Origin of the sequence: Bacillus sp. FSL R9-9530 (assembly GCF_038008145.1) — a bacterium.
GTDB classification, from domain to species: Bacteria; Bacillota; Bacilli; order Bacillales; family Bacillaceae_G; genus Bacillus_A; species Bacillus_A mycoides.
Window position 1 is genome coordinate 3,132,106 of the sequence record NZ_JBBOYO010000001.1, and the last position, 25,067, is coordinate 3,157,172.

Genomic DNA, 25,067 nt, shown 5'->3' on the forward strand with positions numbered 1-25,067 from the left:
CACCCTAATACTACTAACTAAATAGATTCAGTTTTGTTTCGTTTTTTCATAAATTTATAGATAAAGATACTACCTATAACAATAAGAACAACCACTAATATAGGTAACATATATTGTCCAACAACACCCGCTGCTTTTTCCCAATGCGGACCTAATTTCATTCCAAAATAAATATACAAAGTCGTTAACGGGAACATTGCTACAAATGTATATATGCTAAATTTCCATATGTTCATTTTCGCCATACCACATGGAACGGAAATAAGCGTTCGAACTCCCGGGATGAAGCGTCCTAAAAATGCTACAACCGGCCCATATTTCTCAAAGAAATCATCTGCTTTTTGAATTTGTTCTTCTTTAATAAAGAAGTATTTCCCGTATTTTATTAATAGAGGACGACCACCGTAATAACCTAGTGCGTATAACGTTAATGGTCCTGTCGTTCCCCCTAGTGTTCCAGCTAATACAGCTAGCCAAAAATTCATATCACCCTCGTATACCCAATATCCAACCATAGGCAAAACTACCTCTGCTGGAATAAACTCAAAAGTTAAAGCTAACACGACTCCAAAATAAGAAAACTGCTTTAAAAACTCGATTATATCTAAAATAATTTGCTCCATATTTTCAACTCCTATCCTACGTTTACGTTATGCTTTTCTTGCAATTGCACTGGCGCCATTTTTACAATTCGATTTAAAATAAATAACACAATTCCAATATCATCTAAAATACCGATAAACGGTAAGAAGTCTGGAATTAAATCGAGCGGCATCGCTACATAACCAACTAAAAAAGCAATAGATAAGATTTTCTTCTTTATGGAAACCTCTTTTGAAGTAAAAAAGTCAAATAGAAATGGAACAAAACGGCGGACATGAAATACAACTCTTAATCTACTAATAAGTTTTTTCATTTTCTAGCTCCTCTCTTTGTATACAAAAAGGACCCTACCAAATATGGTAAGGGTCCTAAAAAGACAATAAGGGGCCTTTACCATTGCTGGTAAAGGTCTCACTAACAACAAAACGTTGCCAATAAAGCCGAGGGTTTCTCCCTGTAATGACGACTTTACTGTAATAAGTTACTCCCCTTTAGATACACAATTTTATACAATCACATTAAGATATTTGGAGGGGCTTGTCAATATTTTTTTCATAATGAAACCTGTTCACATACTTCTATCACTGTTACAATTTGTCTGCTTAATCTTCCCTACAATCTATTTTTAAAGCGGATTACATTTCGGTATCTCTAACCCTGAGGATTGTGCTAACTTCAATAAATAGTAACACTCCTCCCTCGCCATATGATCCGCCATCCTGGCTGATAATGAACTTAATATTTGCTCAGACAACTCTAATTCTTCTACTTCTCGAAGGAAATGCGAGAATAACTTTAGCTCTAGTGAAACGTCTTTTGTAAACTTCTTCAAAGCTGGAAAATGTTTCAGTTCTGCCCGTAAATAACCTGTCATTTCAACTGCCTTTAAATAAAATTGTTCAAAATGTTTAGCAAACAAATCACTTTTCTCCTTCAATCTTTTTTCCACAACATCTAATCCGCCTGAAATAGAACCAGCATGCCCTGCTGCATCCGTTAACCACGCGAGATGATAGTGTAGTTCATGAAAAACGGGCGGGACTTCTCCCCTCCCTAAGTATTCTAATACTGTTATATATTCCTCCACTTCATTTACCATATGATTAATAAAAGTCGGAGTAAAATGAATCACAATTTTACCTTCCAATTGCTTTTGTATAATATTTAATTTAAATGCTCGAATCTCCTCTGCAGCTTGTTCTGCATCTTTTGAAAATGCAATAAAATTTACAGTATGAATTTCATTTAAAAAGTTCGTAAATTTTTCTACAAAATAGGTGGCTTTCTGTATATCTTCTTTCTCCTGTGGAGCTAAAGCATCTAGTAAAAAATGAGCATGATCCCCAAGAACTTTGAGCCAAAATTTATGTTCAAACAGTGCGCTTTCTTCATACATTCTATCCACACTATCCCCCCTATGGTTACTCATGCCTCTGATGAAATTTGAAGCTTATAGCAATCTGGATCATACAGAGTAATTACCACCCCATCCGCATGCTGTTCTTCCGCAAAAGATATTTTGTAAAACTGTAATTTTCTCTTTACTTTTTCCATATCAGAAATTGAAAAGGTTATTAATTCACACGAAGAATTAGCAACCTTCTCTCGCCCTCGCAAATTCCGATTTACCACAAAACAAATTCTCGTTAAACCAACGTCATACCAAACACCTGTTACATGTAGTTGAGGTCTCTCCTTGCTTGGTTTAAAGCCTAAAATCCCTTCATAAAAATACAATGTTTCCTTTAAATTTTTTGATTCTAATACGATGCATGTTGTAATGCCTTCCATCCTCAACTCCCCCTGTCTCTATTAGTTTTTTATATGAGTCATAAATGACAATTATGTACGAATACAATACATAGTAATGGATATTTCATTTATAAAGGAGGGTTGTGACATGGATAAATTCATGAAATCCTACATACCTTATCACGGTCCAAACGATCCTTGTCCTCCAATTGGAAAGAAATATTACTCAACTCCCCCGCACTTATATATGGGTTTTCAACCAACTAATTTACCCCAATTCACACCAAAAGAAGCTTTAAGAAAAGGGACTTTATGGCCTGCCTTTTATGATTATTATGAAAATCCTTACAAAAAAGGACGGTGAATAAAGACGTGACACAAACATTGCCTGATGAATATTACAAATGGATTGAAGAACTTCAAGAATTAGACTTTGTATTAGTTGAACTTACTCTCTATTTAGATACGCATCCCGACGATACTGCAGCTATAAATCAATTCAACGATTTTTCTTATAAACGAAGAGTATTAAAACAAAAAATTGAAGAAAAATACGGACCACTTCAGCAGTTTGGAAATAGTTATTCTAACGCTCCCTGGGAATGGAGCAAAGGACCGTGGCCATGGCAAATATGAAGGAGAGAAACTATGTGGATTTATGAAAAAAAATTACAGTATCCTGTTAAGGTGAGTACTTGTAATCCAGCACTCGCCAGATTATTAGTTGAACAGTACGGTGGTGCGGACGGCGAACTAGCTGCTGCTCTTCGCTACTTAAATCAACGTTATACAATTCCTGATAAAGTCGTTGGCTTACTAACTGATATTGGTACAGAAGAGTTCGCACATTTAGAAATGATTGCTACAATGATTTATAAATTAACAAAAGATGCAACACCTGAACAAATGAAAGCTGCCGGATTAGACGCGCATTATGCGAATCATGATAGCGCCTTGTTTTACCATAATGCAGGTGGTGTTCCTTTTACTGCCACTTACATTCAAGCGAAAGGAGATCCTATCGCAGATTTATACGAGGATATTGCAGCTGAAGAAAAAGCACGAGCGACTTATCAATGGCTAATTGATTTATCAGACGATCCCGATATAAATGATAGCTTACGCTTTTTACGCGAACGAGAAATTGTCCATTCTCAACGTTTCCGAGAGGCTGTAGAAATTTTAAAAGAAGAACGTGATAGGCAAATTTATTTTTAATACACATATCCTAGCGATATGTGTTTTTTTACGTTAAAAGTGAAATTCTTCCTGCATTAACATATAAATAGTATATTTATTCAATTTTACGCATTATTTTAAAATATTTTTAAAATTCCCTCTTGCTTTCTAGTCATCAGACCTTTAAAATAATAACAGTTAATCGACAAATTATTTGAATTTTCGACAAAAAAACGCTCATTAGGAGGCTTTTCTTTATATGCGTACAACTTTAAAACCAGCGCAAATACTTTCGATTAGTTTATTACTATTCGCAGTTTTCTTTGGTGCTGGTAATATGATTTTCCCGCCCCTTCTCGGTCTTTCTTCCGGAGAAAATATGTGGGTTTCCATTACAGGATTTATTATTACAGATGTCGGTTTATCTTTACTAGCTATCGTCGCTGTTGCCCTTGCTGGTGGTAGTTTTAATACTTTAGCGAGCCGTGTTCACCCAAAATTCGCAGCAGTATTCGCTATCATTATTTATCTTTCCATCGGCCCACTATTTGTTATTCCACGAACTGGAACTGTATCTTATGAAATTGGGATTGCACCACTTTTCCCAGATCAATGGTACTCTATGTTAGTTTTTAGTGCGATTTTCTTTATAGTCGTCTACTTCTTATCGTTAAATCCATCCAAATTAGTAGATCATATCGGAAAAATATTAACGCCAATTTTGCTTGGAATTATTGCAATTATGGCAACAAAAGCAATTCTTTCACCAGGATCATTCGCAGAACCTATCGGTGACTATAAAGAAATTCCATTTTTCAAAGGATTTCTCGAAGGCTTTTTAACATTAGATGCAATCGGAGCTCTCGTATTATCAACAATTGTTGTAAATGCAATTCGCCAAAACGGTATACAAGATAAGAAATCCATTGCGAAATATACAATTATTTGCGGAAGCATTGCGGCTCTTTTCTTAACAATTGTTTACTTCTTACTAGGTTATATCGGCGCTTCAAACGGAAACTTAGGACAATTTGAAAATGGCGGTCAACTATTAGCAACTATTATGTATCAATTCTTTGGGACAAGCGGTAATGTTTTATTAAGTATCGCAATTATAGCTGCTTGTTTAACGACTGCAATCGGTGTTGTAAGTGCATTCGCCAACTATTTCACAACAGTATTAACAAATGTTTCATATAAGAAGCTTGTACTATACGTTTGTATTTTTAGCTTCGTTATTTCAAACTTAGGATTAAGTTTATTAATCAAAATTACATTACCCGTATTAATTATTTTATATCCAATTACAATCATTTTAATTTTCGTATCATTTATCGATAAATATACGAAACGTAAACCTTCTGTCTATATCGGAGCGATGATCGCAGCATTCATTATTAGCTGTATTCATGCACTTGATAATGTGGGAATGATACCAAGTTTTATCGCTAATATCGTACACACAATTCCTTTTTATAACTTAGGAATCGGCTGGATCGTTCCAGCAATAATCGGTGGTATAATCGGATACTGTATTCCGCAAACAGAAGCTGCAGGTGAAGTTTCTACAAAATAAAGAAAAAAAGCAAGCATGAAATCCATGCTTGCTTCTTTTTATTTTCTATCGCTGAATACAGTATTTGTATATGAGCGAACAGTTAACATATAGTAGCCTAAGTAAATCATGATATACACTCCTATACTACCTAGTAAAGGAAGACTATATTCAAACATCCCTGTAAAGCCCATCAAACTTAAAAATGCAAAGAATGTATGACAAATCGCAAGCAGTAATGGTACTACGAAAATCGCTCCTACTTGTTTTCTTACAGACTCTGTTGCTTCTCTTTTCGTTAGTCCGATTTTCTTTAACATTCCGTATGCTGGTCGCTCTGCCATCGCTTCTGTTATTTGTTTAAAGTATAAAATACAGCCAGTAGCAAGAATAAAAACAATCCCTAAAAATACACTTGCAAATAACAACACTGCACCATCTTGCAATTCAGATTGGCTCGCCTGCTCAAATGATTGGAATCTCGCTTCCTTTGAAAGGATAGTCCCTAAACTTTTCGTTAGCTCTCTACTACCGTTTCCTTCAACGATAAATCCACTTACCTTTGAAACAACATTTCCTTGCTGCAACTTATTAAATAACGAATCTTGAACAACAAGTCCAACTGGTGCAAGTTTCGCACTCACAATTGTTTCCTCACGATGATCAACGATTGTTACGCCGCTCTTCATCCCTTTTAAAGACACGTTATTTCCATCAAGCGAATTTTTCTCGATGTTATATGATTTATACGGATCTAATAAAATAACTTCTTTTTCCGAACCCAGAACAACTTTTTTCTTCCCTAACATAGAAGCTACTTTATTATAATCCGACTCTTTTATAACTTGTACATTACCATTACCTATTAAATACCCAGTTAATATTTGTTCTCCATCTATCTTCCCTTGCATAGAGAGCATAACTACAGACGTTTCATGTTTGATTGCTAACTCATGCTTTTGAATTTCTTCTCTAACTTTCTTATCTAATCCTTTTCCAGTTGTTACATATTCATAACTAACTGGATTCATTAATGCCGCTGTCTTCTGCGCTCCATAATACATACTAGAACTAATTCCAATCGTACATAACGTTACCGCAATTAATAAAGATAATAGCGCCAGCATCTTTACGTTTCCTTTTATTCTGAAGAACAATGAAGAAATGGATAAAATGTTCGTTCCATTCCAATATTTCGTTTTATCTCCCTTTATTTTATGGAGTGATTTCACTGTATATTGCTCAAATAGTAAAAACGTACCTTTTACAATACAACCAAAAATAAGTAGACCTGTAATAAAAATGGCTCCAAGCCCAAAAACTTGTGTGAGTAGCGCAATGATATAACCTGTAATTAATAAAACAATCGCTCGTTTTGCCTTCTTACTTGAATACGTGGGTGCCTCTTCTCTCTGATTTTCACCATATAATAATTCAACTAAACGATGCTCATAAATTAACTTTTTACTTTTCCATGATGCAATAAAGAAAATTGCGCCTATCGTTATAAGAACTTCTACTATAGATAAAAATGAAATCGTAAATGTAAAAGTAAACGCACTTCCCATTAACTTCACAAGAAGCCCTGCGCATATATTCGCTATAAATAAACCAGCAAGAATACCTAACACACTTGCCGCACCACCAACTAATAACGTTTCATAAAAGAGTAACTTCGCAATTTCTTCTTTACGGATACCTAATAAACTGTATAGCGCAATTTCTTTTTTCTTCTTTCGCAAAAAGAAGCTATTACAATAAAAAACAAATATCGTCAAAAAGATAATCAACAATATTTGTGCAAACGTAAATGTCGTTTCCACCTTATCCGATTCTTTTAAAAGAGCTACTACACTTTCATTTCGTTTAATCGATACGAATGTAAAATAAATAATAATGCTGCCTACTAATGAAATAAAGTATAGAAAATAATCTTTCATATTTCGTTTTATACTACGTTTTGATACTTCTAAAAAATCCATCGTATACCTTCACCTGCTCTCGCATTTCTCTATACATGAAGTGTATACGAAATTGTATTTCTCCCCTATCGATTTTCATTACATCTCTCTTACGATATTGTAATATAACAAAATAAAAGAACCTAGTTTCCTAGGTTCTTCACATCGTATGTTTAAAAGTAAATAACTCTTCTTTTGACTGCACAGCAGATTGTTCCTCTTCTACATCCGTCTTCTTTATCTCTCCCCCTAATCGAACTTTTGTCATCGCTTCTTCTATACTTTTCACAATCATATTTCCTGAAAAAATAGTAAGCCCGAAAAATGTAATTGGGACGAGAGGAATCCACGGATGCACCGTTAAGGATCTAAAGTATACTCCAATTAAACCTGACCATTCATGCGTGTAAGAGTCTACTTCTTCTACCGGTCCGAAAAACTTAACAGTTCCGCCAAAGAATACTTCCAGTAGCCCTAAGTGCAGTAAAATAGTAAGAGTTTGCGTAAACTGTTGAAGAAATACGAGTATAAACGTCATATAAAGATGCGGAAAAAGATGCTTTATAACAATATGTCTTCTCGATCCACCTAATATGCGCGCGGCATCAATAAATTCTTCCGTTTGTAATTTACGAACTTCCTTCGCAACATACAGTGCAATAACCGGCATCGCAAGCATTACAAGTAATACCACTTGAAACGAAGCTCTTTCAAAAAAAGTTGTTGTTTCCTCTCCATTTCCAAAGGTATTCACAGAGCGAAGCAAGAAATACGCAATCATAACTGTTGGAATGACTGTAAAACTATCAAAGAAAGCCTCAATCTTTGAAAAGCCTTTTTTTATGTATGTTCCGAGCAAAACACCGAAAAACACACCCATTACCATTCTAAGTAATGCGATTAAAAACGATATTCCAATCGTCCACTTTGCTCCCTCAATTACTAAATGTAAAAGGTCATATCCTTTCCGGTCTGTCCCAAGTAAAAATTGTAATGAAGGTGAAAACGGTGGTACTTGTGGATTTTCATCCGCATCATATTGCAATGTAACTTGTCTAATATGTCCATCATTCCATATCGTATTTCCGATGCTCAAAAGAACTAATATGAGAAGAAACCCAATGCTTATCCAAAATCTTTTATCGTGTTTTATATACGTCCACATATTATAGCCTCTCCTTCATCGCAGCTGGAATGAGATAATGAAACAATTTAAACAAAATAAAAATCGGAATATAAATAAGCAGCACACTAACGATGAAAACCTCAACCCTAATATCCGGATATGATTTCAAAAACATAAAAATACCTCTCGTATTAAAAATCCATTCTATAATATATAAATTAGATAACATAAAAAAAATATTCGTTTTCGCAAAGAACAGTGTACTAAGCAACACATTTCGTAAAATATGACGATTTAAAATGTGAAAACGCCCCAACCCTTTCGCCTTAGCAAATAGTACATAATCTTTTTCTAGCTCATTTTCAAAACGAAGCACTAACAGTTTTACAAACAGAATCGTAGTCGGTATACTCAAACAAAATATTGGCAATCCTCTAATAGACTCGCCTCCGATTGACGCAATTTGAAAGGGTAAAAAACCTGTCTGTTTAAAAAACCATATAACTAAAATTTGTGATCCCAAAATAAGAAGAATGTCTGGAATGGATTCTAGGAAGATGAGAAATGATTTAATTCGATGTTGTATACGCGGTGAACTACTCATAATCATATAAACGATACAAAATGCTACAAATAATGAAATGCAAAATGCAGACAAGAAAATAACCATTGTTTCTTTATAATGAACAAACAACTGTGGAAATAAAAATTTATCACTTGCATATTGCATATTGGAAATATCCATTAATTTCGCAAATACTTCTTTTAAACTCTTTATGTACGCTGATACATTCAGCTCAAATCCATAAAATAATTTCGGCAGTGCCCCTAAAAAAATAATACCCAAAATTGAAATGATAAATTGAATTGTCATTTCCATCCCATTCAAAAAAACTTTCTTTACCATTTTCCCCCTTCTCTCTATATAATTTACCATTTAATTTCATTCTTAATTTTCTGAATTGTAAATATTTATAATAAAAAAATCACTAGGTTATGATCCTAGTGATTCTTTATGCGCATGCCCTTCTCTTTTCGCAAATGGCATATACAAAATAAAACATCCAATAAGCGCAGCTAGCTCTAATGAAATAATATAGTAAGGATGCGGCCCTAACATATCGAGTAATGAAGTAGTTTCTGGCTTACGAGCTAAAAACATATAATTGCCACCCGTTTTATAATTAACAAATGAAACGATTGGAATTACTATGTTTAAAAATATCATCGTACGCTTAATCGATTGCAAGGTAGGTCTATATCCTTCTACCCACGTCATAAAGAGCGGTGCCCAAATGAGTAATACATGTGCAATGAAGAATTCTATAAAGCGAAAATGCGGAAAAGCGTATTGCACGTTCGGCGTTAAAATGGCTTGCGATGCACCGATAATTCCTGTAAAAAACACAATCTCATATATTCGATAGCTTTTCGTTACAATCATAATCGATGCTAACAATAAACTAATCGTACATAACTCAAATGGTAATGAAGTGCCTAGCTCAAAAATACCGGCTTTCCATTCCCACATATGAAGTCCAATCTCACTTCCTATAAATAGAAATGCAATCGCATATCGAACCGTTATATTCCACTCACTTTGACGCAATAAATCTTGGTATTGATACAGAAAAAATATCCCCACCAACATAATAAATAATATAATGACATGTTGCCTCGAGTACGGAATAAATGGTTTTAATGGATGCGCACTAAAATAAGCTTCCATCTTCCTTCCTCCTCTCCTTCATACAATATTATTGTTAGAAAGAAACAACGAGTCAATTCATTTGCTTAAACTAGGACAACCTCCACCTTACATTTACATATTTATACCTTACAAAACTGTAAGGTTATTGTAAGCTAAAACGATTTGTCAGATTCTTCACCTCTTCTATACTTAATGTAGATACTAAAACGAACGAAAAGGTGATAAATAGATGAAGAAGAAAAATAAAGTATTAATTACTAGTGTAGTAGCGATCGGAATTGCAGCTGGATCATATTTTGCATTTGCTGGCGGTGGTTCAGAAGTAGCAATGGCATATAGCGGTTATAAAATTACGGAAAAACAAATTGAAAATGCACAAAAATTTGGCGGCGAAGTTATTCCAAATGGTATTGAAACAATTTCATTCGATCCAACAAAAGGTACGTATGAATTAGCTGTTAAAAAAGGTGATGAAGTGAAAAAAGGTCAGCTTCTGTTTAAATATAATGACCCTACTGCTAAACAAGGTGTAACGGAAGCAGAAATGCAAAAGAAAATCGCACAAAAAGAAGTAACATTGTTCCAAAAACAAATTGATGCAGCGAAACAAAAATTACAAAAAGATAAAAATGCAGGCCTTCCTCAAGAAGCATTAAAGGCATCGGAAGTCGAAGTGCAACAATTAGAATCACAACTTGAAATGAAAAAGTTTGAAGTAGAAAAAGCTGATGAAATGATTAAAGCAGCAAAAGAGAAAGTAAACACACTTTCTGTAACGAGTCCAACCGACGGTGTAATTGATGATATCGTAAAAACTGCTGATGAAAAAACAGGTATGAGTGGCATTACACTTCGTCACGCTGGTCAATTTAAAGTAAAAGGTCAACTTTCTGAATATGAACTTGCTAGTATGAAAGTTGGGCAAGAAGTAACTGTTTCATCAAAAACTGTCGCTGGTAAGACTTGGACAGGAAAAGTAACAGAAATCGGTTCTACACCATTAAAGAGCATGGACGAAAATAAAACTGTTTCTAATTATCAATTCACTGTCACATTAGATAATAGTGAAGAATTACAAAACGGCTTCCATGTTTACGTAACAAGTAAATCTGGCGAAGCAACTGGTACGATTGTTCCGAAAAGCAGCATTGTGAAAAAAGGTGACAAAAATGTTGTCTTCGTTGTAAAAGACGGTAAAGCGAAAGAACAAGCAGTTACTGTTGAATTCGAGACAGATAGCGAAGCAAAAGTTTCTGGAGTGAAAAAAGGAGAGGAAATTATCTCTAAACCTGAAAAAGACTTAAAAGACGGTATGGAGGTTGTCACTCAATGATTAACTTAAAAGGCATCACGAAATCTTTCCAAAATGGTGCAGAGTCCGTTCAAATATTACACGGAATTGATGTAACACTAAACCAAGGAGAATTCACTTCTATTATGGGACCATCTGGTTCTGGTAAATCAACATTAATGAACATTATCGGTTGCTTAGATAAGCCAACGACAGGTGCGTACGAACTAGCTGGTCAAAACATTTCAGACATGTCTGAAACAGAACTTGCACATGTTCGTAATAAAGAGATCGGATTCATATTCCAAAACTTTATGTTATTACCGAGACTTACAGCACTTCAAAATGTAGAACTACCTCTTATTTACGCTGGAGTCGATAAAAAAGAAAGACGTGAGCGCTCATTAGCAGCTTTAACAAAAGTCAGTTTAGCTGATCGTGCTACTCACTTACCAAATGAATTGTCAGGTGGACAAAAGCAGCGTGTCGCAGTCGCACGTGCAATCGTAAATAACCCGAAATTTCTCTTAGCAGATGAACCGACGGGTGCACTTGATACGAAAACAAGTACACAAATTATGGATCTCTTTTACGAATTAAACAAACAAGGCTCAACAATCATTATGATTACCCACGATCGTGAAATTGGGGAAGCGGCAGCACGTCAAATTGTAATTCGTGACGGAAATATCGTCCAAGATTGGAGAGGTTAATTTTGAACACGAGTGAAAATATACGCATGGCCCTTTCCTCTATCTTTGCTCATAAAATGCGTTCTATATTAACAATGCTAGGTATTATTATCGGTATTAGCGCCATTATTACTATCATTTCAATGGGTGATGGTACAAATGCAAAGTTTAAAAAAGAGTTAGGCCAAGGAAAAGATACTGAAGTAACGATTTACTACAACAACCCTGATTATGGAACTGATAGTGCCAAAATCACACCGGATATGCTAAAACGTCTTCAAACTGTACCAGGCGTTAAAGATGTTTATCCAGATGTAAGTATGAAAGTAAAAGCATCTTCTGGTTCAAAAGATGTCTCTCTTGATTTAAAAGGTGGAACAGGCGCCTTTATGACAGATTCGAAAATAAAATTAGTTCACGGTCGTGAATTAAACGACAGCGAATTAAACCAAGCAATTCCTGCTGTTATATTAAATGAAGAAGCTTTCAACAAATTATTTAGTGGTTGGGAATCAAATCTATACACAGATGTAAAAGGAAAGCCGTATAAAATAGTCGGTGTATACGAAACGAAAAACGAATTTGGAATGGCTATGCCTGAAGGTTATACATCTCTTGAAAACGCGCCTGTCATTTCAGGAGTAAATGAGTATGACTCTGTAAAATTAACAATGACCTCTCCAACCGAACGTAAAAGTGTAGAAAAACAAGCTGTTTCTGTTTTAAACGACATGAAAGCTCCTAAATTCGAGCACAAATTCGAAGCACAGGACTTAGGTGAATTTACGAAGCAATTAGACGAATCCATCGGTATGATGAAAATGATATTCGGTGGCATTGCCGCTATCTCCTTACTTGTTGGTGGTATCGGTGTAATGAACATCATGCTTGTATCTGTAACAGAACGTACACGTGAGATCGGTATTCGTAAAGCACTTGGTGCAACGCGCGGTAAAGTATTAACACAATTCTTAATTGAATCTTGTATTTTAACAGGACTCGGTGGTTTCATCGGATTCATGCTTGGTATTTTCTTCGCTTGGATCGTCTCAATCTTTGCCGGATGGCCACTCGTTATCTCAAAAGAACTTGGACTTCTTTCAGTAGGTATCTCAATGCTAATCGGTATTGCATTCGGTTTACTACCAGCAAACAAAGCTGCTAAACTTGATCCAATTGAATGTTTACGATATGAGTAAATAAAAAAACGTAGGAGTTTACACTCCTACGTTTTTTATTTTGTTGAAGGCAAATGTAATTTCATCGACGTTTTGACAAAAATAAGAACCTCTAACTTCTATTATATAAAGTGAAACTATAATCAGTGGGGGTTTTGTTCATCCCCCACTGATTATTAGCCTTCACCAATCGGTCTTTTACGGGCAGTTAATCTCCCACCTAACTTCTTTGCTTCAGCCGAATTTTGAGGTGAGGGTTTTACTGCCCACAAATAGCGGGATAATTCTAATGCAACTCGCGAACCAATTCATAACGATATCATCCCTTTAAATCATGTTTCTTCTATTATATATGTTTCATGTTGCGATTATCTTTTTATCATTTAAACTTTCATTTCTCACGAAAGCTATCAAGCAATCCTATTATTGCAAAAATAATATGTAAAAGAACAAATTCAAGGCGTAATTTTTTCCATACTACAACTTATTTTGTAACAATTATATCTCTATTTCATTAAAATCCCCCCTATATATACGACTTCACACACAAGAAGATTATATTTTCATAACTACATTACGATTCAAACAGTTAAATACCCCTTTTTTGTAACGTTACAGAAACACTTAAGTAATACCACTGATACATTATTAATCTATTAGTAATTAAAAAAGTGTTGATTTTATGAATCGTATGTTCTAATCCCCTCAAAAACGCAAAGAAAACGCTATCAGGATATTAATGGAATTATTACAGAATATTAATGCCTCGTTACGAATGCTTTGTAGTTTTGTGTTTTCCGCAAATAAGAAAATAATGGTTGCTATAATGAGGTCAACGAAAACAAATGCAATGGAGGCTATTATGAAAAAATTTATGGGTATAGCAACAGCAGCGGTTTTTGGTCTTGGGATTTTCACAACATCTGCTAAAGCAGAAACAATCGTAACGACTGATGTACTAAATGTACGAGAAAACCCAACTACTGAATCACAAGTTGTCGGAAAGTTATTAGATGGATATAAAGTTAACGTTTTACATACAGAAAACGGATGGTCAAAAGTTAAATTAAATAGTGGTAAAGAGGCTTTCATAAGCGCTGACTACACAAAAGATACTTACTACGTAACAGCAAACGTATTAAACGTACGTGCTGGAGCAAATACAGATTCAGCGATTCTTGGTAAATTGAAAAAAGATGATGTAATCGAAACAACACACCAAGTACAAAATGATTGGATCCAATTTGAATATAACGGCCAAACAGCTTATGTACACATTCCTTACTTAACAGGAAAAGCACCAGTTAAAGTTCAGCCAGTAGTTAAAGCTGAAAAAGTAACTAACGTTCAAGATACAGCTAAAGTTCGTGAAGCAGTTAAAACCGGGGAAGTAGCTGAAACTCAAGCAAAAGCTAAGGCTCAAGAAGCAACTAAAGCTCGTGAAGCAGCTGAAACTCAAGCAAAAGCTAAGGCTCAAGAAGCAACTAAAGCTCGTGAAGCAGCTGAAACTCAAGCTGAAGCTAAGGCTCAAGAAGCGGCTAAAGCTCGTGAAGCAGCTAAAGCTCAAGAAGCAACTGAAGCAGCTAAAGCTCAAGCAGAAGCTAAGGCTCAAGAAGCAGCTAAAGCTCGTGAAGCAGCTAAAGCTCAGGCAGAAGCTGAAGCTCAAGCAGAAGCTAAAGCTCAAGAAGCAGCTAAGGCTCGTGAAGCGGCTAAAGCTCAAGCAGAAGCTAAGGCTCAAGAAGCAGCTGAAGCTCGTGAAGCAGCTAAGGCTCAAGAGGCAGCTAAAGCTCGTGAAGCGGCTAAAGCTCAAAAACCAGCTACACAACAACCTGTTGCAAAAGAAACTGAAACAAGTGCACCATCTTCTTCTCGTGAATTAAGAGTTCAAGCAACAGCTTACACAGCGGATCCACTTGAAAATGGTTACAAAGCAGGAGACCAAGTAAAATCAGCTATGGGTCATAACTTAACAGCTAATCCAAACATGAAACTAATTGCAGTTGATCCAAGTGTCATTCCATTAGGTTCAAAAGTATGGGTTGAAGGTTACGGAGTAGCAATCGCTGGTGATACTGGTGGAGCTATTAAAGGAAATAAAATCGATGTTTTAATGCCAGATAAAGGTACATCAAGTAACTGGGGACGTAAAACAGTTACAGTGAAAATTTTAAACTAATTACTATAAAAAAAAGAGTCAGTCTCAACGTTGAGACTGACTCTTTTTTTATGATTCTTATATTCTTTCTCCTTCTCTCCCGTCCAAATTAAATCTATCTCTTTGCATTCTATATACGATAGACTACTATTTCAACAGAAAAAAGAGGATGCTATAGCATCCTCTTTTACCTTCCCTATTCCACACAAGTAAACTGTGTCCAAGCTCCTACATAATCTAGTAAGAATAACTCTTCTTCTGCAATTGTACCGACAATATTTTTCCGTTCATCTATTGGCATTTCTTTCAGAATGATTTGTAGTTCACCTTTATACTTTCCGAATAGGTTATTACCAATTACAACTTGCCCTCTTTCCTGTCGTACACTTTCGCGCACTGGGAAGTCATAGTCTTTGTACTTTTTACGTACTTCTGTAGAACGTACCATATACTCTGTTATGTCACCGCGTCTTACGTGTAATTCTTGCAGTGTCGCTCTCTTCTCTACTTCAGTCGCTTCGTCTACAAATTGTACCTTTAGCTGTAACATGTAACGATTTAAGTTTCCTAGTTTCTCTAACTCTTCTTCATTCGCATAAGCATTTCCGATAATAACATCATCAATAAGCCCTGTTGCCCATAAATGTTTCGCTTGTACTTCAATTGGTAAGTTACGATGTTGTTCTAACGTACATAATCCGTCATTAATATCCCATGGACCGATGTCAGCTGCATGCGATGTAATAAAGGCTGCACTACGAATACCATGCTTTTTGAAGCGTTCACTACAGCGAATGAAATAATCATACGGAAGACCAGTGAATTTTTGCGGATAAAAATTGTGACAACCAATTAAAGCTGATTTATTCGCTTGATGCGAAAGGATATTTTCTAAATAGGCAATATCATTACTTACATTCAACTCAATTTTTAAACCATATGGATTATTCGTCATTTTCGCTTCTGTTAACCCGTCAAACCCTACATCTAAACGAATTCCATCCGCGCCTAGCTCTGCAAAGAACGATAGATCACTATAACTAACACCAAGTTGATCGAATACAGCTGGAGCTACATCTAAAATAACTTCCATATTGTTATCTTTTGCATGATTAATAATTTCTTTAAATTCAGCTACAATTTCTTCTTTCGGACGATTAACAGACAGTAAACAAGTGAATATTCTTGAAAAACCGTGGCGTGCCGCTGCCGAAATGTATGCCATATCTTGTTCTTTCGTTGAATGCTCTGGATAAAGTGAAATTCCTAATTTACGCTCCATGCTTTTGCATCTCCTTCACACGTTGTATTAATGCCATGCTCGTAAATCTATATTTTGCAGATAAACATGTTGCACATAAAATCGTTGGTACGATGATAAAGTACGGTGATTCTAAACTAAATGCCACATAAGCTCCCATTGAACATCCAATAAATAATATCGACACAAGTAGTAAAACTAATAGCGATTTACTTTGTACCCATTTTGAATAATGTGCAATACACTGCCCCGCCACGAATGTAATTAAGATGATAATTGCTCCGAGCATTCTGTTTTCTCCTCTCCTGCTAATTGTTGCTTCTCATACATTTTGAAGAATGGATAGTAAATAACGAATGAGATAACAAAGTTAACAAGTACAAGTACACCGGCCATAATTGTCCAGTCCGTACTAATAATCGCTGCAATTGGCGCTAACATCGTAAATGGCAGCTTCGCCATCATGAGCGGAATCACACCTGAAACAACTGCGAAATATGATACTGTCGTTGTAACTAGCGGTGTAATAACGAATGGAATAATTAAGATCGGGTTCATTACAATTGGTGCCCCGAAAATAATTGGCTCGTTAATATTGAATAATCCTGGTACGAATGATAATCTACCTAACTCTTTTAAGAACTTAGATTTAGAGAACATAAACATAATTACTAAAGCTAACGTTGAGCCTGATCCACCGATCCATACGAACCATTGAATAAATTGCTCTGTAAATAAGTTTGGTAACTGATGTGCATTTCCTGTAGCCGTGAACACTTCCATATTTTCAAGAATTGCTGAATCCCACATCGGACGGATGATTGGTCCTAAAATCGCTGGGCCATGTATACCGAACGACCAGAAGAACACGATTAAGAATACTGTTAATAAACCGCCGAATAAATTATTTCCTACTAATACTGATTTTAATGGTGCGATTAAATATGTGATTGTTGTGTTTACATCAAATTTCAAACCGTAACGAATACCCCAGAATAAAAGAATAACTACTAAAGTTGGAATTAATGCTGCAAACGAGTTTGCAACTGCTGGTGGTACACTATCTGGTAATTTAATCGAAATATTATGCTTAATCATAAAGTGATAAATTTCTACTGCAATTAATGCTGTCACAATAGCTCCGAATAAAGAAGTTGCACTTAATGTTCCTACTGAAATATATCTACCTGCATCAATAACACCTGGTACAGCTTTTGTTATTTGAATTGGTTCAACTGATGCTAGTAAAAAGGCGAGTACAGATAATAATCCTGCACTTAATTGATTGAGCTGATAAAAGTTCGCGAGTGAGGCCCCTACCCCAAATGCTGCGTATAAAGCCATTAAGCCTACTGTAAATCGGAATGGAATATCTAAAATATGACGAAACGGTGCAATCCACTCCATATATGCATCAATTGGTAAGTTTAAAAAGATAACGAAAAATGACCCGACAATCGTTAACGGTAATGTAGAAATAACTCCATTTCGAATTGCTAATAAATGTCGTTGCCCCGCAATCTTTTGCGTTGTTGGCATAATCTTCTGTTCCATAAAACTCATAAAACCATTCATCGATAACCCTCCCTATGTTCAATATGACAAAAGTAAAAGTTATAACATTATAATGTTTATATTTAAAAAAATATAATTACGCTAAAACTAATTGTTCAGCTTGCTTAAGTACTTTCAAACCATCACACATACCATAATCTCGCTGCTCTATAATTGCAACTGGTATATCGTATGACTTTGCAAGAAACTCTACCGCTGGAAACAAATACTTCACCTGTGGTCCAATTAAAACAACATCAGCATTTTTCATTTCCAGTTTCACAAGTTCCGAATCAACTGCTTTAATTTTATAATCCTTCCCTTGTTTCTTTGCCTCTTCTTGCATTTTTCTTACAACCATACTCGTTGACATGCCTGCTGCACAACATAATAAAATGTACATATTACACTGTCACTTTCTCTTCCACTCGTTTATGAAGAGTAATAAATTCCTCAGCAAGTTCTTTCACTGTAATGGCATTCATTAAATGATCTTGTGCATGCACTAACAGTAAACTTATTTCTGCATGATTTCCTCTTGCTTCTTCTTGAATTAAGTCCGTTTGAATGCGATGAGCTGCTGAAATTTCTTCACTAGCAAGTGTCATCTTTTCACTCGCATTCTGAAAATCTCCTTGTCTTGCAAAAGCGATTGCTTCAAGTGCCGCGCTTCTCGCGTTGCCACCATGTAAAATTAACGCAAATGGAGTTTGCATATCAGTCATTTTAAATTCCCCCAAGCTATCTTTTTTCTATATTTTTATCTTATTATGAAAACGCATACAATTAAACATAAAAAACTTCCGTTATGTAACGGAAGTTTTAATATACTTTTTCACAATGATAGTAAGATTTCTTGAAAATCATCAACAGCTTGAGCCTGATGCAATTTTTCTATTATAGTTTGATTAGACATAATATCATATAAAAAATCATAAAGCTTTTGTAAATCTTCATTATTATTGCGCTTCACACTAAATAAAATAATAACTTGTACTTTTTTATCTCCCCAGTCAATCGCCTTATCGAGTGTACAAAACATCAAAAATGTCGTATCGCTTAATAATTGCATCGGATGCGGAATTGCCACTAAGTTTCCAACTGCTGTAGGAGATGTGTTCTCTCTCTCCATAACAGAAGCATAAAAATTTGCGGGTACATAGTTTTTCTCAGCAGCTTTCTCACATAAAAACTGAATAACCTCTTCTTTCGTAGAAGCACTACGATTTAAGAAGATCAAATCTTCCTTAATATATTGCTGCATACTATCATTCACATGTGTAAATAACTGCTTACCAATTGATTTAATCTCTTTATCATCAAATATTGAGTTTACCTTTATAACGGGAACAGGCAAACCACTCGGTATATGAATCGTACTAATAATACAATCTATTTTATCTTTATAAAGATCTTCCACTTTCAATTGATAGTACCCTGTAATACCTACAATCTCTAGTTTATCTCGGAAATGTGATAGAATTTTATATTTCAGTAGTTGTGCACTCCCTTGACCAGTTGCACAAACTAATAAACATCTTTTCTTTTGATTATTTTCCTGCAAGCGGCTCATCGCCCCACCAAAGTGAATGGCAATATAACCAATCTCACTCTCTGGAATGGATTCACCCGTATATTCACCAATTATATCTCCAACGAGAACTGCAATTTCAAAAGCATATGGATAATTTTTTTTCACTTCTGCCAAAAGAGGATTTCTCGTATTTAACTTATATCTCAAACGATTTAATAACGTTTTTAAATGAACACCAAAACCAAATAATAATTCTTCATCGTAATAAAAAGTAAGATTCCGTTCTTCCGCTACTTTGAAAAGAATATGCTGCATGAATGCATATACGTCTTTCCCTAATAGCTCTTCTACATTTTCATAGCGATCTCTCGCTGTAACAGCAGTACTTAATAAATGCATCGTCACATATAAAATTTCTTCTTCTGGAAATTGAAGTTTTAGCTCTTCCCCTAAATTCCCTAAAATCTGTTTCGCAATTTTATATTCTTTCTTTATTATAAGTTCAGATTCCTCTACATGTAGTGCTTGAATGTAATGATCATCCCTGCATCTCTTTAAAGCAATCGCAATATGAATTGATAAATTATCAATTTCTATATCTGATAAATATATCGTTCCTCCCTCGATATACTTTAGTATAACTGAGCGGATGAGAGAAATATGGGGTAACGATAAATATGTGTCCGGCTGCTCATAGTTCTCATGAAACGGAGTATGGTCATACCGCGGTAAACCATATTGTGATAAACAAGAACGAATATTAAATTCTTCTCCTACAATACGTATACCATAATATGGTCTTTTTTCAATTTGTAACTCATAGCGACTACAAATATCCGTAACATCTTTCATAATTAAGTTTACAGTAGATTTACTCACATAAATCTCTTCCGCTAGCTGTGAAAGCTTCACATACCCATCTGTCGTTAAAATACGGTGTAAAATATAGGCTACTCTTTCTTCATAAGAAGTTGGAATCTTTTCTGTCTGTTTTTGAAATACATTTACGCAAAAATCTTCAAACTTCTTAGTTTGTATAATTTCTAGTTCGTACCCATTCCCTCTTTGTGATTCAATTTTCGCTCCGTGTTCTTCCAATATATCATTTAATAATTTTATATCCTTTTGAATCGTCTTCGTTGATACGTGTAAACGGCTCGCTAAAAAAGCTCGATTTAACATCGATTTCTCTTCTAAAAACTCCTCTAAAATGGAAATTAATCGCTGATGCACTTTTGTCATAGCTCTTCCTCTCGCTCTTTATATAAAAGGGAAAAAGCCACTGAACTCAGTAGTTTTTTCCCTTTTATCCCGCGTTCATTATTTCTTTAGCGTAAATCCAAACTTATCCCAAGCTTGTAAATAATCTAATAAGAAGATTTCTTCCTCTATAATTCGGCCAACTACATTTGTTTTTCCTGTATTCACCATATCTTTTAAAGCAATTTGCAATTCACCTTTATATTGGCCATATTGCTCATTATCAATTAAAAGATCGCCACGCTTAATTTCACGCGTATTATGCGGTTTAAACTCTTCTTTTTTATATTTCACACGACTTTGTGTAGAACGAATCATATATTCAGATACATCCCCGCGATAAAAATGAGGTTCTTCTAATACGATAATTCTTTCTAAATCTGTTGTTGTATCGTATAGTTCTATATCAAATGTTTGTTTCTCTTTATTTAACGCACCTAGTGCTTGTAATTCTTCTTCTGAAGCATAAGCATTCGCAATAATAACATCATCAATTAATTCTGTTGCAAACAAATGCTTCGCCTGTGTTGTCATCGGTAATTCGCGATGCTGCTCTAACGTACATAACCCTTCTGTTACTGGCCAAGGCCCGTACGTTGCATCGAATGATGAAATAAAAGCAGCTGTTCTCATACCGTAATCTTTAAATTGTTTCGAGCATTTAATGAAATGATCGTATGATAATCCTGAATAACGATGTGGATAAAAATTATGGCAACCAATTAAATTTTCACGATTTGGTCTATGGCTCATAATGTTATCTACATATTTCGTACCGTTACTCATATTAATTTCAATTTTTAAACCGTATGGATTGTACGTCATAATCGATTCTTCTAAACCTGAGAAACCGACATCTAAACGAATACCGTAAGCACCTAGTTCATGGAAGAACGATAAATCGTTATACGAAATACCTAGTTGTGTAAAGACAGACGGACTAATATCAACTAATACTTGGAACCCTAATGCATTTGCATGAGAGATCGTTTCTTTAAACTCTTCGATAATTTTCTCTTTTTCTCCATCCACAGATAGTAAACATGTGAATACACGTGTAAATCCGTATTTACTCGCTAATGTTACATACTCTTTATCTTTCTCTACTGTCGAATGTTCTGGATAAATAGAAATACCTAATCGTCTCATATGTACACGCCTCTTTCTTCATCATATTGTAAACCTTTTCAAATATATGTAGCGAAAAAGTATGTATCCCCTTTTCTTCCACTACAATTTGAATCCGCTTTCTTTAAAAAAAAAACAATTTCTATCATTCATAACAACTACTAGTCTATACATCTATACTTTACATCTTTTTTTCATAGTTGTGTAGCTTTTACACAAATTTGTCAGTTTTTTCGCCTCGAAAATTGTTATACGTTTTCAAGGCACCTTCCTTGACTGTTACGTTGACCAATACATATACTCGAAAGAATAGAGAAAACTTTTATATAGGGGATGAATATATGGGAGAGGCAGTACTCGTAAAACGAGAACCGTTATGGACGAAAGAGTTTATTGCGCTAATTCTAGCAAACTTATGTATGTTTTTAGGATTTCAAATGTTAATTCCAACTTTACCTGTTTATGTGAAAGAAATTGGAGGCACAAGTTCAAATATCGGATTCGTTGTCGGCATGTTTACCGTTGCAGCACTTTTTATTAGGCCGCTAACTGGAAATGCCTTGCAGAAATTCAACAAAAAAATCATTTTAATGATCGGTACCGCTATTTGTTTACTCGCTATGGGCAGTTATCTTTTCGCTTCAACCGTTTTCCTATTGCTTGCCGTTCGAATTTTACACGGAGCTGGTTTTGGTATTACAACGACTACATACGGAACTGTCGTTTCAGATTTAATTCCGCAAGCTCGCCGCGGTGAAGGCATGGGATATTTCGGTCTTTCTGGAACTATCGCCATGGCGCTCGGTCCGCTTATCGGACTTTGGCTTATGCAAGCATATAACTTCACGATTCTTTTTTTATGTGCACTTTCATGCACAATAGTTTCATTAATATTAACGAAACTACTTCAAATCAAAAAATCGCCGCAACCACCACAGCAAACATCTGGTACCTTTCTCGATGGGTTTATTGAGCGTAAAGCTTTACTTCCTTCACTATTAATATTATGTATTACATTAATGTACGGGGGAATTGGGAGCTTTATCACATTATTTGCTACAGAAGTCGGGATTGTTGATATCAGTCTCTTCTTTTTATTTAACGCACTTGCAATCGCTGTAACTCGCCCGTTTTCTGGAAGATTATATGATACGAAAGGCCATACATTCGTCATCATTCCAGGAGTTATTATTACGTTTACAGGTATTATCTTGCTGTCGTATACAACTACAATTCCGAGTTTAATTATTGCCGCAGCGTGCTACGGCAGTGGTTTCGGAGCAATTCAACCGGCACTACAAGCATGGATGATTGACCGAGTAGCACCGCACCGGAGAGGAGTAGCAACAGCAACATTCTTCTCAGCATTTGATCTTGGAATTGGTGCTGGAGCGATTATTTTTGGATTCATTGCACACTTTACCAACTATGCAACTGTATATCGATATTCCTCTCTATTACTTATCGCTTTTCTTTTCATTTACATCACAAGCTTACGGAAGCAAAAACAGGGGGATAAAACAAAAGAAAAAGCCGTTGGGTAATGCTAATTGGTTCTTTTTCGAAGTACTTAGACCAAAAAATCATGTATACACATTTGTAAAAAGCAGTGGATTCCTAAAAAAATCACACTGCTTTTTGCATTGTATTGAAGAGTGAACCGCTGTTCTATTTATTCATGTTGTTCGTATGATATTAATATAGAACGAATTGGAGGAAATATTAATGAAAGCAATAGTGTACACAAAATACGGTCTCCCCGACGTTCTTCAACTGAAAGAGATAGAAAAACCTGCTCCTAAGGACAATGAAATACTAGTAAAAATAAAAGCGACAACCGTAACAGCAGGAGATATTCGCTCACGAAGTTTTACGGTTCCCTCTTCTGTTTGGCTACCCGCTCGAATCGCACTTGGCTTTAAGCAACCGAAAAAACAAATACTTGGAATGGAATTGGCTGGTGAAGTTGAATCGGTAGGAAAAGACGTCACACGATTTAAAAAAGGAGACCAAGTTTTTGCAGCTACCCAAGTAAATTTTGGTTCTTATGCTGAGTATATTTGTCTACCTGAAGTTGGAGCAGTGTGCATGAAGCCCTCCAATATATCCTATGAAGAAGCCGCAGCCATCCCAATTGGAGCACGTACAGCTTTGTTTTTCCTTAGGAAAGCTAACGTTCAAAGCGGTCAAAACATTCTTATTTACGGAGCTTCTGGAAGTGTCGGAAGTTATGCAGTACAAATTTCCAAGTATTTCGGCGCAACAGTTACAGGCGTGTGCAGTAGCTCCAATTTAGAATTGGTCAAATCTCTAGGAGCTGACGAAGTAATTGATTACACCACAAAAAATTTTTCTACTACAGACGAAACTTATGATGTTATCTTTGAAGCGGTAAACAGGAGCTCCTTTTCAGAGTGTATTAAAATGTTAAAGGAAGATGGTACCTATATAAATATCGTTGAACCGTTACCAAGTGCTCAAATGCTCTGGACTAAATTGACAAGTCGCGTGAAACTCATATTAAGTCAAAACGCACCTGAAACTTCCGAAGCATTAAATTTCCTTAAAGAACTTGTTGAGAACGGTAAAATAAAAGTGGTCATTGATAGGCAATACACTTTTGAGGAAATTATTGAAGCTCACATATATGTTGAAAAAGGACATAAGAAGGGAAATGTCGTCATCACTTTGGAGCATAATGACGATTCTAAATAAAGAAAAAACACTTTGCATAATTGTTAAAATGCAAAGCACCGAAAGTTTTTAACATAAAAAAGCAGAGCAAATTCATATGCGAATTGCTCTTTTTTATTGTTGCGAGCATCTCAAAAGAAAACAGTTTAAAATAATTTAATCGTTTTTTACTTTCATTAAATAAATCCATTTCAAACCTCCCCCGTTTCCCTACATATTTTTCTAACTTTAATCAAAAAATATGCAAAGAACCATCATCATAACAAAATAAAATTCCAATCCACATACCCAGTTGGGTAGTTTCCCTTCACCTATTTTTACTATCCGCAAATAGTGTGATAAATGCGACTTCTTTACAAACCGATCAGATATATCATCTGAAAAACCAATTAAATCCAGGTGTTTCTTTAAAGATTTGTAAACTTTTTATCCC

25 protein-coding genes are annotated in these 25,067 nt (G+C 35.3%); 10 read left to right on the plus strand and 15 right to left on the minus strand.

What is annotated here, in order from left to right:
- Positions 1-17 precede the first annotated feature (17 nt).
- The 4 genes from MKX66_RS15715 to MKX66_RS15730 all read right to left on the minus strand — a co-directional run bounded on the left by MKX66_RS15715 (position 18) and on the right by MKX66_RS15730 (position 2,394).
- The gene (locus tag MKX66_RS15715) at positions 18-623 is read right to left on the minus strand and encodes a DedA family protein (RefSeq protein ID WP_002140485.1); all 606 of its coding nucleotides are present in this window, start codon (positions 621-623) and stop codon (positions 18-20) included.
- Between the two features lie 11 nt (positions 624-634).
- Positions 635-916, minus strand: a complete 282-nt coding sequence (locus MKX66_RS15720; RefSeq protein ID WP_000733844.1) for a YkvA family protein — start codon at positions 914-916, stop codon at positions 635-637.
- A 312-nt stretch (positions 917-1,228) separates the two neighbouring features.
- The gene (locus MKX66_RS15725) at positions 1,229-2,008 is read right to left on the minus strand and encodes a DUF2935 domain-containing protein (protein WP_341086667.1); all 780 of its coding nucleotides are present in this window, start codon (positions 2,006-2,008) and stop codon (positions 1,229-1,231) included.
- Positions 2,009-2,028: 20 nt separating this feature from the next.
- Positions 2,029-2,394, minus strand: a complete 366-nt coding sequence (locus MKX66_RS15730; RefSeq protein ID WP_000398543.1) for a VOC family protein — start codon at positions 2,392-2,394, stop codon at positions 2,029-2,031.
- 109 nt (positions 2,395-2,503) lie between these two features.
- On the opposite strand from MKX66_RS15730, the gene MKX66_RS15735 reads away from it, so the two are divergent.
- The 4 genes from MKX66_RS15735 to brnQ2 all read left to right on the plus strand — a co-directional run bounded on the left by MKX66_RS15735 (position 2,504) and on the right by brnQ2 (position 5,110).
- Entirely contained in the window at positions 2,504-2,719 is a 216-nt protein-coding gene (locus MKX66_RS15735) for a spore coat associated protein CotJA (protein ID WP_000357172.1), read from the plus strand.
- Positions 2,720-2,727: 8 nt separating this feature from the next.
- Positions 2,728-2,991, plus strand: a complete 264-nt coding sequence (locus MKX66_RS15740) for a spore coat protein CotJB (protein ID WP_002140482.1) — start codon at positions 2,728-2,730, stop codon at positions 2,989-2,991.
- Between the two features lie 12 nt (positions 2,992-3,003).
- Positions 3,004-3,573 carry a spore coat protein CotJC gene (cotJC, locus tag MKX66_RS15745; protein ID WP_002140479.1) on the plus strand — a complete coding sequence of 190 codons (570 nt, stop codon included), beginning with the start codon at positions 3,004-3,006 and terminating at the stop codon, positions 3,571-3,573.
- A 220-nt stretch (positions 3,574-3,793) separates the two neighbouring features.
- Positions 3,794-5,110, plus strand: coding sequence for a branched-chain amino acid transport system II carrier protein BrnQ2 (gene brnQ2 / locus MKX66_RS15750; RefSeq protein WP_326997018.1), 1,317 nt, complete (start codon positions 3,794-3,796; stop codon positions 5,108-5,110).
- A 38-nt stretch (positions 5,111-5,148) separates the two neighbouring features.
- Here brnQ2 and MKX66_RS15755 read toward each other — a convergent pair whose 3' ends face one another.
- The 4 genes from MKX66_RS15755 to MKX66_RS15770 all read right to left on the minus strand — a co-directional run bounded on the left by MKX66_RS15755 (position 5,149) and on the right by MKX66_RS15770 (position 9,905).
- On the minus strand, positions 5,149-7,071 hold the full coding sequence (locus MKX66_RS15755) for an ABC transporter permease (RefSeq protein WP_341086672.1): 1,923 nt from the start codon (positions 7,069-7,071) through the stop codon (positions 5,149-5,151).
- Positions 7,072-7,210: 139 nt separating this feature from the next.
- On the minus strand, positions 7,211-8,215 hold the full coding sequence (locus MKX66_RS15760; RefSeq protein WP_088038539.1) for an ABC transporter permease: 1,005 nt from the start codon (positions 8,213-8,215) through the stop codon (positions 7,211-7,213).
- A 1-nt stretch (position 8,216) separates the two neighbouring features.
- Complete coding sequence (locus MKX66_RS15765) at positions 8,217-9,083, minus strand: ABC transporter permease subunit (protein WP_063219336.1); 867 nt, start codon at positions 9,081-9,083, stop codon at positions 8,217-8,219.
- Positions 9,084-9,170: 87 nt separating this feature from the next.
- On the minus strand, positions 9,171-9,905 hold the full coding sequence (locus tag MKX66_RS15770; RefSeq protein ID WP_326997015.1) for a YwaF family protein: 735 nt from the start codon (positions 9,903-9,905) through the stop codon (positions 9,171-9,173).
- A 211-nt stretch (positions 9,906-10,116) separates the two neighbouring features.
- Between MKX66_RS15770 and MKX66_RS15775 the strand changes: the two genes are divergently transcribed.
- The 4 genes from MKX66_RS15775 (at position 10,117) to entC (ending at position 15,224) form a co-directional block, all read left to right on the plus strand.
- Positions 10,117-11,220, plus strand: coding sequence for an efflux RND transporter periplasmic adaptor subunit (locus MKX66_RS15775; protein WP_341086674.1), 1,104 nt, complete (start codon positions 10,117-10,119; stop codon positions 11,218-11,220).
- Positions 11,217-11,891 (plus strand): ABC transporter ATP-binding protein, encoded by a 675-nt coding sequence (locus tag MKX66_RS15780; RefSeq protein ID WP_016101751.1) that lies wholly within the window; start codon positions 11,217-11,219, stop codon positions 11,889-11,891. The genes MKX66_RS15775 and MKX66_RS15780 overlap by 4 nt, the downstream gene beginning before the upstream one ends.
- A gap of 26 nt (positions 11,892-11,917) precedes the next feature.
- Positions 11,918-13,069: an ABC transporter permease gene (locus MKX66_RS15785; RefSeq protein ID WP_445662213.1), complete on the plus strand. Its 1,152-nt coding sequence runs from the start codon at positions 11,918-11,920 to the stop codon at positions 13,067-13,069.
- A 718-nt stretch (positions 13,070-13,787) separates the two neighbouring features.
- Positions 13,788-15,224: a cell wall-binding protein EntC gene (gene entC, locus MKX66_RS15790; protein WP_326997014.1), complete on the plus strand. Its 1,437-nt coding sequence runs from the start codon at positions 13,788-13,790 to the stop codon at positions 15,222-15,224.
- A 175-nt stretch (positions 15,225-15,399) separates the two neighbouring features.
- Here entC and MKX66_RS15795 read toward each other — a convergent pair whose 3' ends face one another.
- The 7 genes from MKX66_RS15795 to MKX66_RS15825 form a co-directional block, all read right to left on the minus strand.
- Complete coding sequence (locus MKX66_RS15795) at positions 15,400-16,485, minus strand: DUF871 domain-containing protein (RefSeq protein ID WP_215590763.1); 1,086 nt, start codon at positions 16,483-16,485, stop codon at positions 15,400-15,402.
- Positions 16,475-16,753, minus strand: a complete 279-nt coding sequence (locus tag MKX66_RS15800) for a hypothetical protein (RefSeq protein ID WP_002087437.1) — start codon at positions 16,751-16,753, stop codon at positions 16,475-16,477. Before MKX66_RS15800 ends, MKX66_RS15795 begins: the two co-directional genes overlap by 11 nt.
- On the minus strand, positions 16,729-18,039 hold the full coding sequence (locus MKX66_RS15805; protein WP_002140468.1) for a PTS sugar transporter subunit IIC: 1,311 nt from the start codon (positions 18,037-18,039) through the stop codon (positions 16,729-16,731). The genes MKX66_RS15800 and MKX66_RS15805 overlap by 25 nt, the downstream gene beginning before the upstream one ends.
- A 76-nt stretch (positions 18,040-18,115) precedes the next feature.
- Positions 18,116-18,421, minus strand: a complete 306-nt coding sequence (locus MKX66_RS15810) for a PTS sugar transporter subunit IIB (RefSeq protein ID WP_002134545.1) — start codon at positions 18,419-18,421, stop codon at positions 18,116-18,118.
- A gap of 1 nt (position 18,422) precedes the next feature.
- Positions 18,423-18,743, minus strand: coding sequence for a PTS lactose/cellobiose transporter subunit IIA (locus tag MKX66_RS15815; RefSeq protein WP_215590762.1), 321 nt, complete (start codon positions 18,741-18,743; stop codon positions 18,423-18,425).
- A 110-nt stretch (positions 18,744-18,853) separates the two neighbouring features.
- Positions 18,854-20,794, minus strand: a complete 1,941-nt coding sequence (locus tag MKX66_RS15820) for a BglG family transcription antiterminator (protein WP_215590761.1) — start codon at positions 20,792-20,794, stop codon at positions 18,854-18,856.
- A 78-nt stretch (positions 20,795-20,872) separates the two neighbouring features.
- Positions 20,873-21,961: a DUF871 domain-containing protein gene (locus MKX66_RS15825; protein WP_002029923.1), complete on the minus strand. Its 1,089-nt coding sequence runs from the start codon at positions 21,959-21,961 to the stop codon at positions 20,873-20,875.
- Between the two features lie 320 nt (positions 21,962-22,281).
- On the opposite strand from MKX66_RS15825, the gene MKX66_RS15830 reads away from it, so the two are divergent.
- Both MKX66_RS15830 and MKX66_RS15835 read left to right on the plus strand, forming a co-directional pair.
- A complete protein-coding gene (locus tag MKX66_RS15830; RefSeq protein ID WP_002140467.1) occupies positions 22,282-23,484 on the plus strand; it encodes an MFS transporter in 1,203 nt (400 codons plus the stop codon).
- Positions 23,485-23,665: 181 nt separating this feature from the next.
- Positions 23,666-24,655: an NAD(P)-dependent alcohol dehydrogenase gene (locus tag MKX66_RS15835; RefSeq protein WP_098635821.1), complete on the plus strand. Its 990-nt coding sequence runs from the start codon at positions 23,666-23,668 to the stop codon at positions 24,653-24,655.
- Positions 24,656-25,067: the final 412 nt, after the last annotated feature.

Bases quoted from the DNA above. Each gene is read 5' to 3' on its own strand.
- MKX66_RS15820 (WP_215590761.1), bottom strand. From the start codon at position 20,794: ATGACAAAAGTGCATCAGCGATTAATTTCCATTTTAGAGGAGTTTTTA.
- MKX66_RS15815 (WP_215590762.1), bottom strand. From the start codon at position 18,743: ATGACTGATATGCAAACTCCATTTGCGTTAATTTTACATGGTGGCAAC.
- MKX66_RS15765 (WP_063219336.1), bottom strand. From the start codon at position 9,083: ATGGTAAAGAAAGTTTTTTTGAATGGGATGGAAATGACAATTCAATTT.
- MKX66_RS15715 (WP_002140485.1), bottom strand. From the start codon at position 623: ATGGAGCAAATTATTTTAGATATAATCGAGTTTTTAAAGCAGTTTTCT.
- MKX66_RS15770 (WP_326997015.1), bottom strand. From the start codon at position 9,905: ATGGAAGCTTATTTTAGTGCGCATCCATTAAAACCATTTATTCCGTAC.
- entC (WP_326997014.1), top strand. From the start codon at position 13,788: ATGGAATTATTACAGAATATTAATGCCTCGTTACGAATGCTTTGTAGT.
- MKX66_RS15830 (WP_002140467.1), top strand. From the start codon at position 22,282: ATGGGAGAGGCAGTACTCGTAAAACGAGAACCGTTATGGACGAAAGAG.
- MKX66_RS15810 (WP_002134545.1), bottom strand. From the start codon at position 18,421: ATGTACATTTTATTATGTTGTGCAGCAGGCATGTCAACGAGTATGGTT.
- MKX66_RS15720 (WP_000733844.1), bottom strand. From the start codon at position 916: ATGAAAAAACTTATTAGTAGATTAAGAGTTGTATTTCATGTCCGCCGT.
- MKX66_RS15805 (WP_002140468.1), bottom strand. From the start codon at position 18,039: ATGAATGGTTTTATGAGTTTTATGGAACAGAAGATTATGCCAACAACG.
- MKX66_RS15800 (WP_002087437.1), bottom strand. From the start codon at position 16,753: ATGCTCGGAGCAATTATCATCTTAATTACATTCGTGGCGGGGCAGTGT.
- MKX66_RS15760 (WP_088038539.1), bottom strand. From the start codon at position 8,215: ATGTGGACGTATATAAAACACGATAAAAGATTTTGGATAAGCATTGGG.
- MKX66_RS15755 (WP_341086672.1), bottom strand. From the start codon at position 7,071: ATGGATTTTTTAGAAGTATCAAAACGTAGTATAAAACGAAATATGAAA.
- MKX66_RS15795 (WP_215590763.1), bottom strand. From the start codon at position 16,485: ATGGAGCGTAAATTAGGAATTTCACTTTATCCAGAGCATTCAACGAAA.
- MKX66_RS15730 (WP_000398543.1), bottom strand. From the start codon at position 2,394: ATGGAAGGCATTACAACATGCATCGTATTAGAATCAAAAAATTTAAAG.
- MKX66_RS15735 (WP_000357172.1), top strand. From the start codon at position 2,504: ATGGATAAATTCATGAAATCCTACATACCTTATCACGGTCCAAACGAT.
- MKX66_RS15785 (WP_445662213.1), top strand. From the start codon at position 11,918: ATGGCCCTTTCCTCTATCTTTGCTCATAAAATGCGTTCTATATTAACA.
- brnQ2 (WP_326997018.1), top strand. From the start codon at position 3,794: ATGCGTACAACTTTAAAACCAGCGCAAATACTTTCGATTAGTTTATTA.
- MKX66_RS15775 (WP_341086674.1), top strand. From the start codon at position 10,117: ATGAAGAAGAAAAATAAAGTATTAATTACTAGTGTAGTAGCGATCGGA.
- cotJC (WP_002140479.1), top strand. From the start codon at position 3,004: ATGTGGATTTATGAAAAAAAATTACAGTATCCTGTTAAGGTGAGTACT.
- MKX66_RS15835 (WP_098635821.1), top strand. From the start codon at position 23,666: ATGAAAGCAATAGTGTACACAAAATACGGTCTCCCCGACGTTCTTCAA.
- MKX66_RS15780 (WP_016101751.1), top strand. From the start codon at position 11,217: ATGATTAACTTAAAAGGCATCACGAAATCTTTCCAAAATGGTGCAGAG.
- MKX66_RS15825 (WP_002029923.1), bottom strand. From the start codon at position 21,961: ATGAGACGATTAGGTATTTCTATTTATCCAGAACATTCGACAGTAGAG.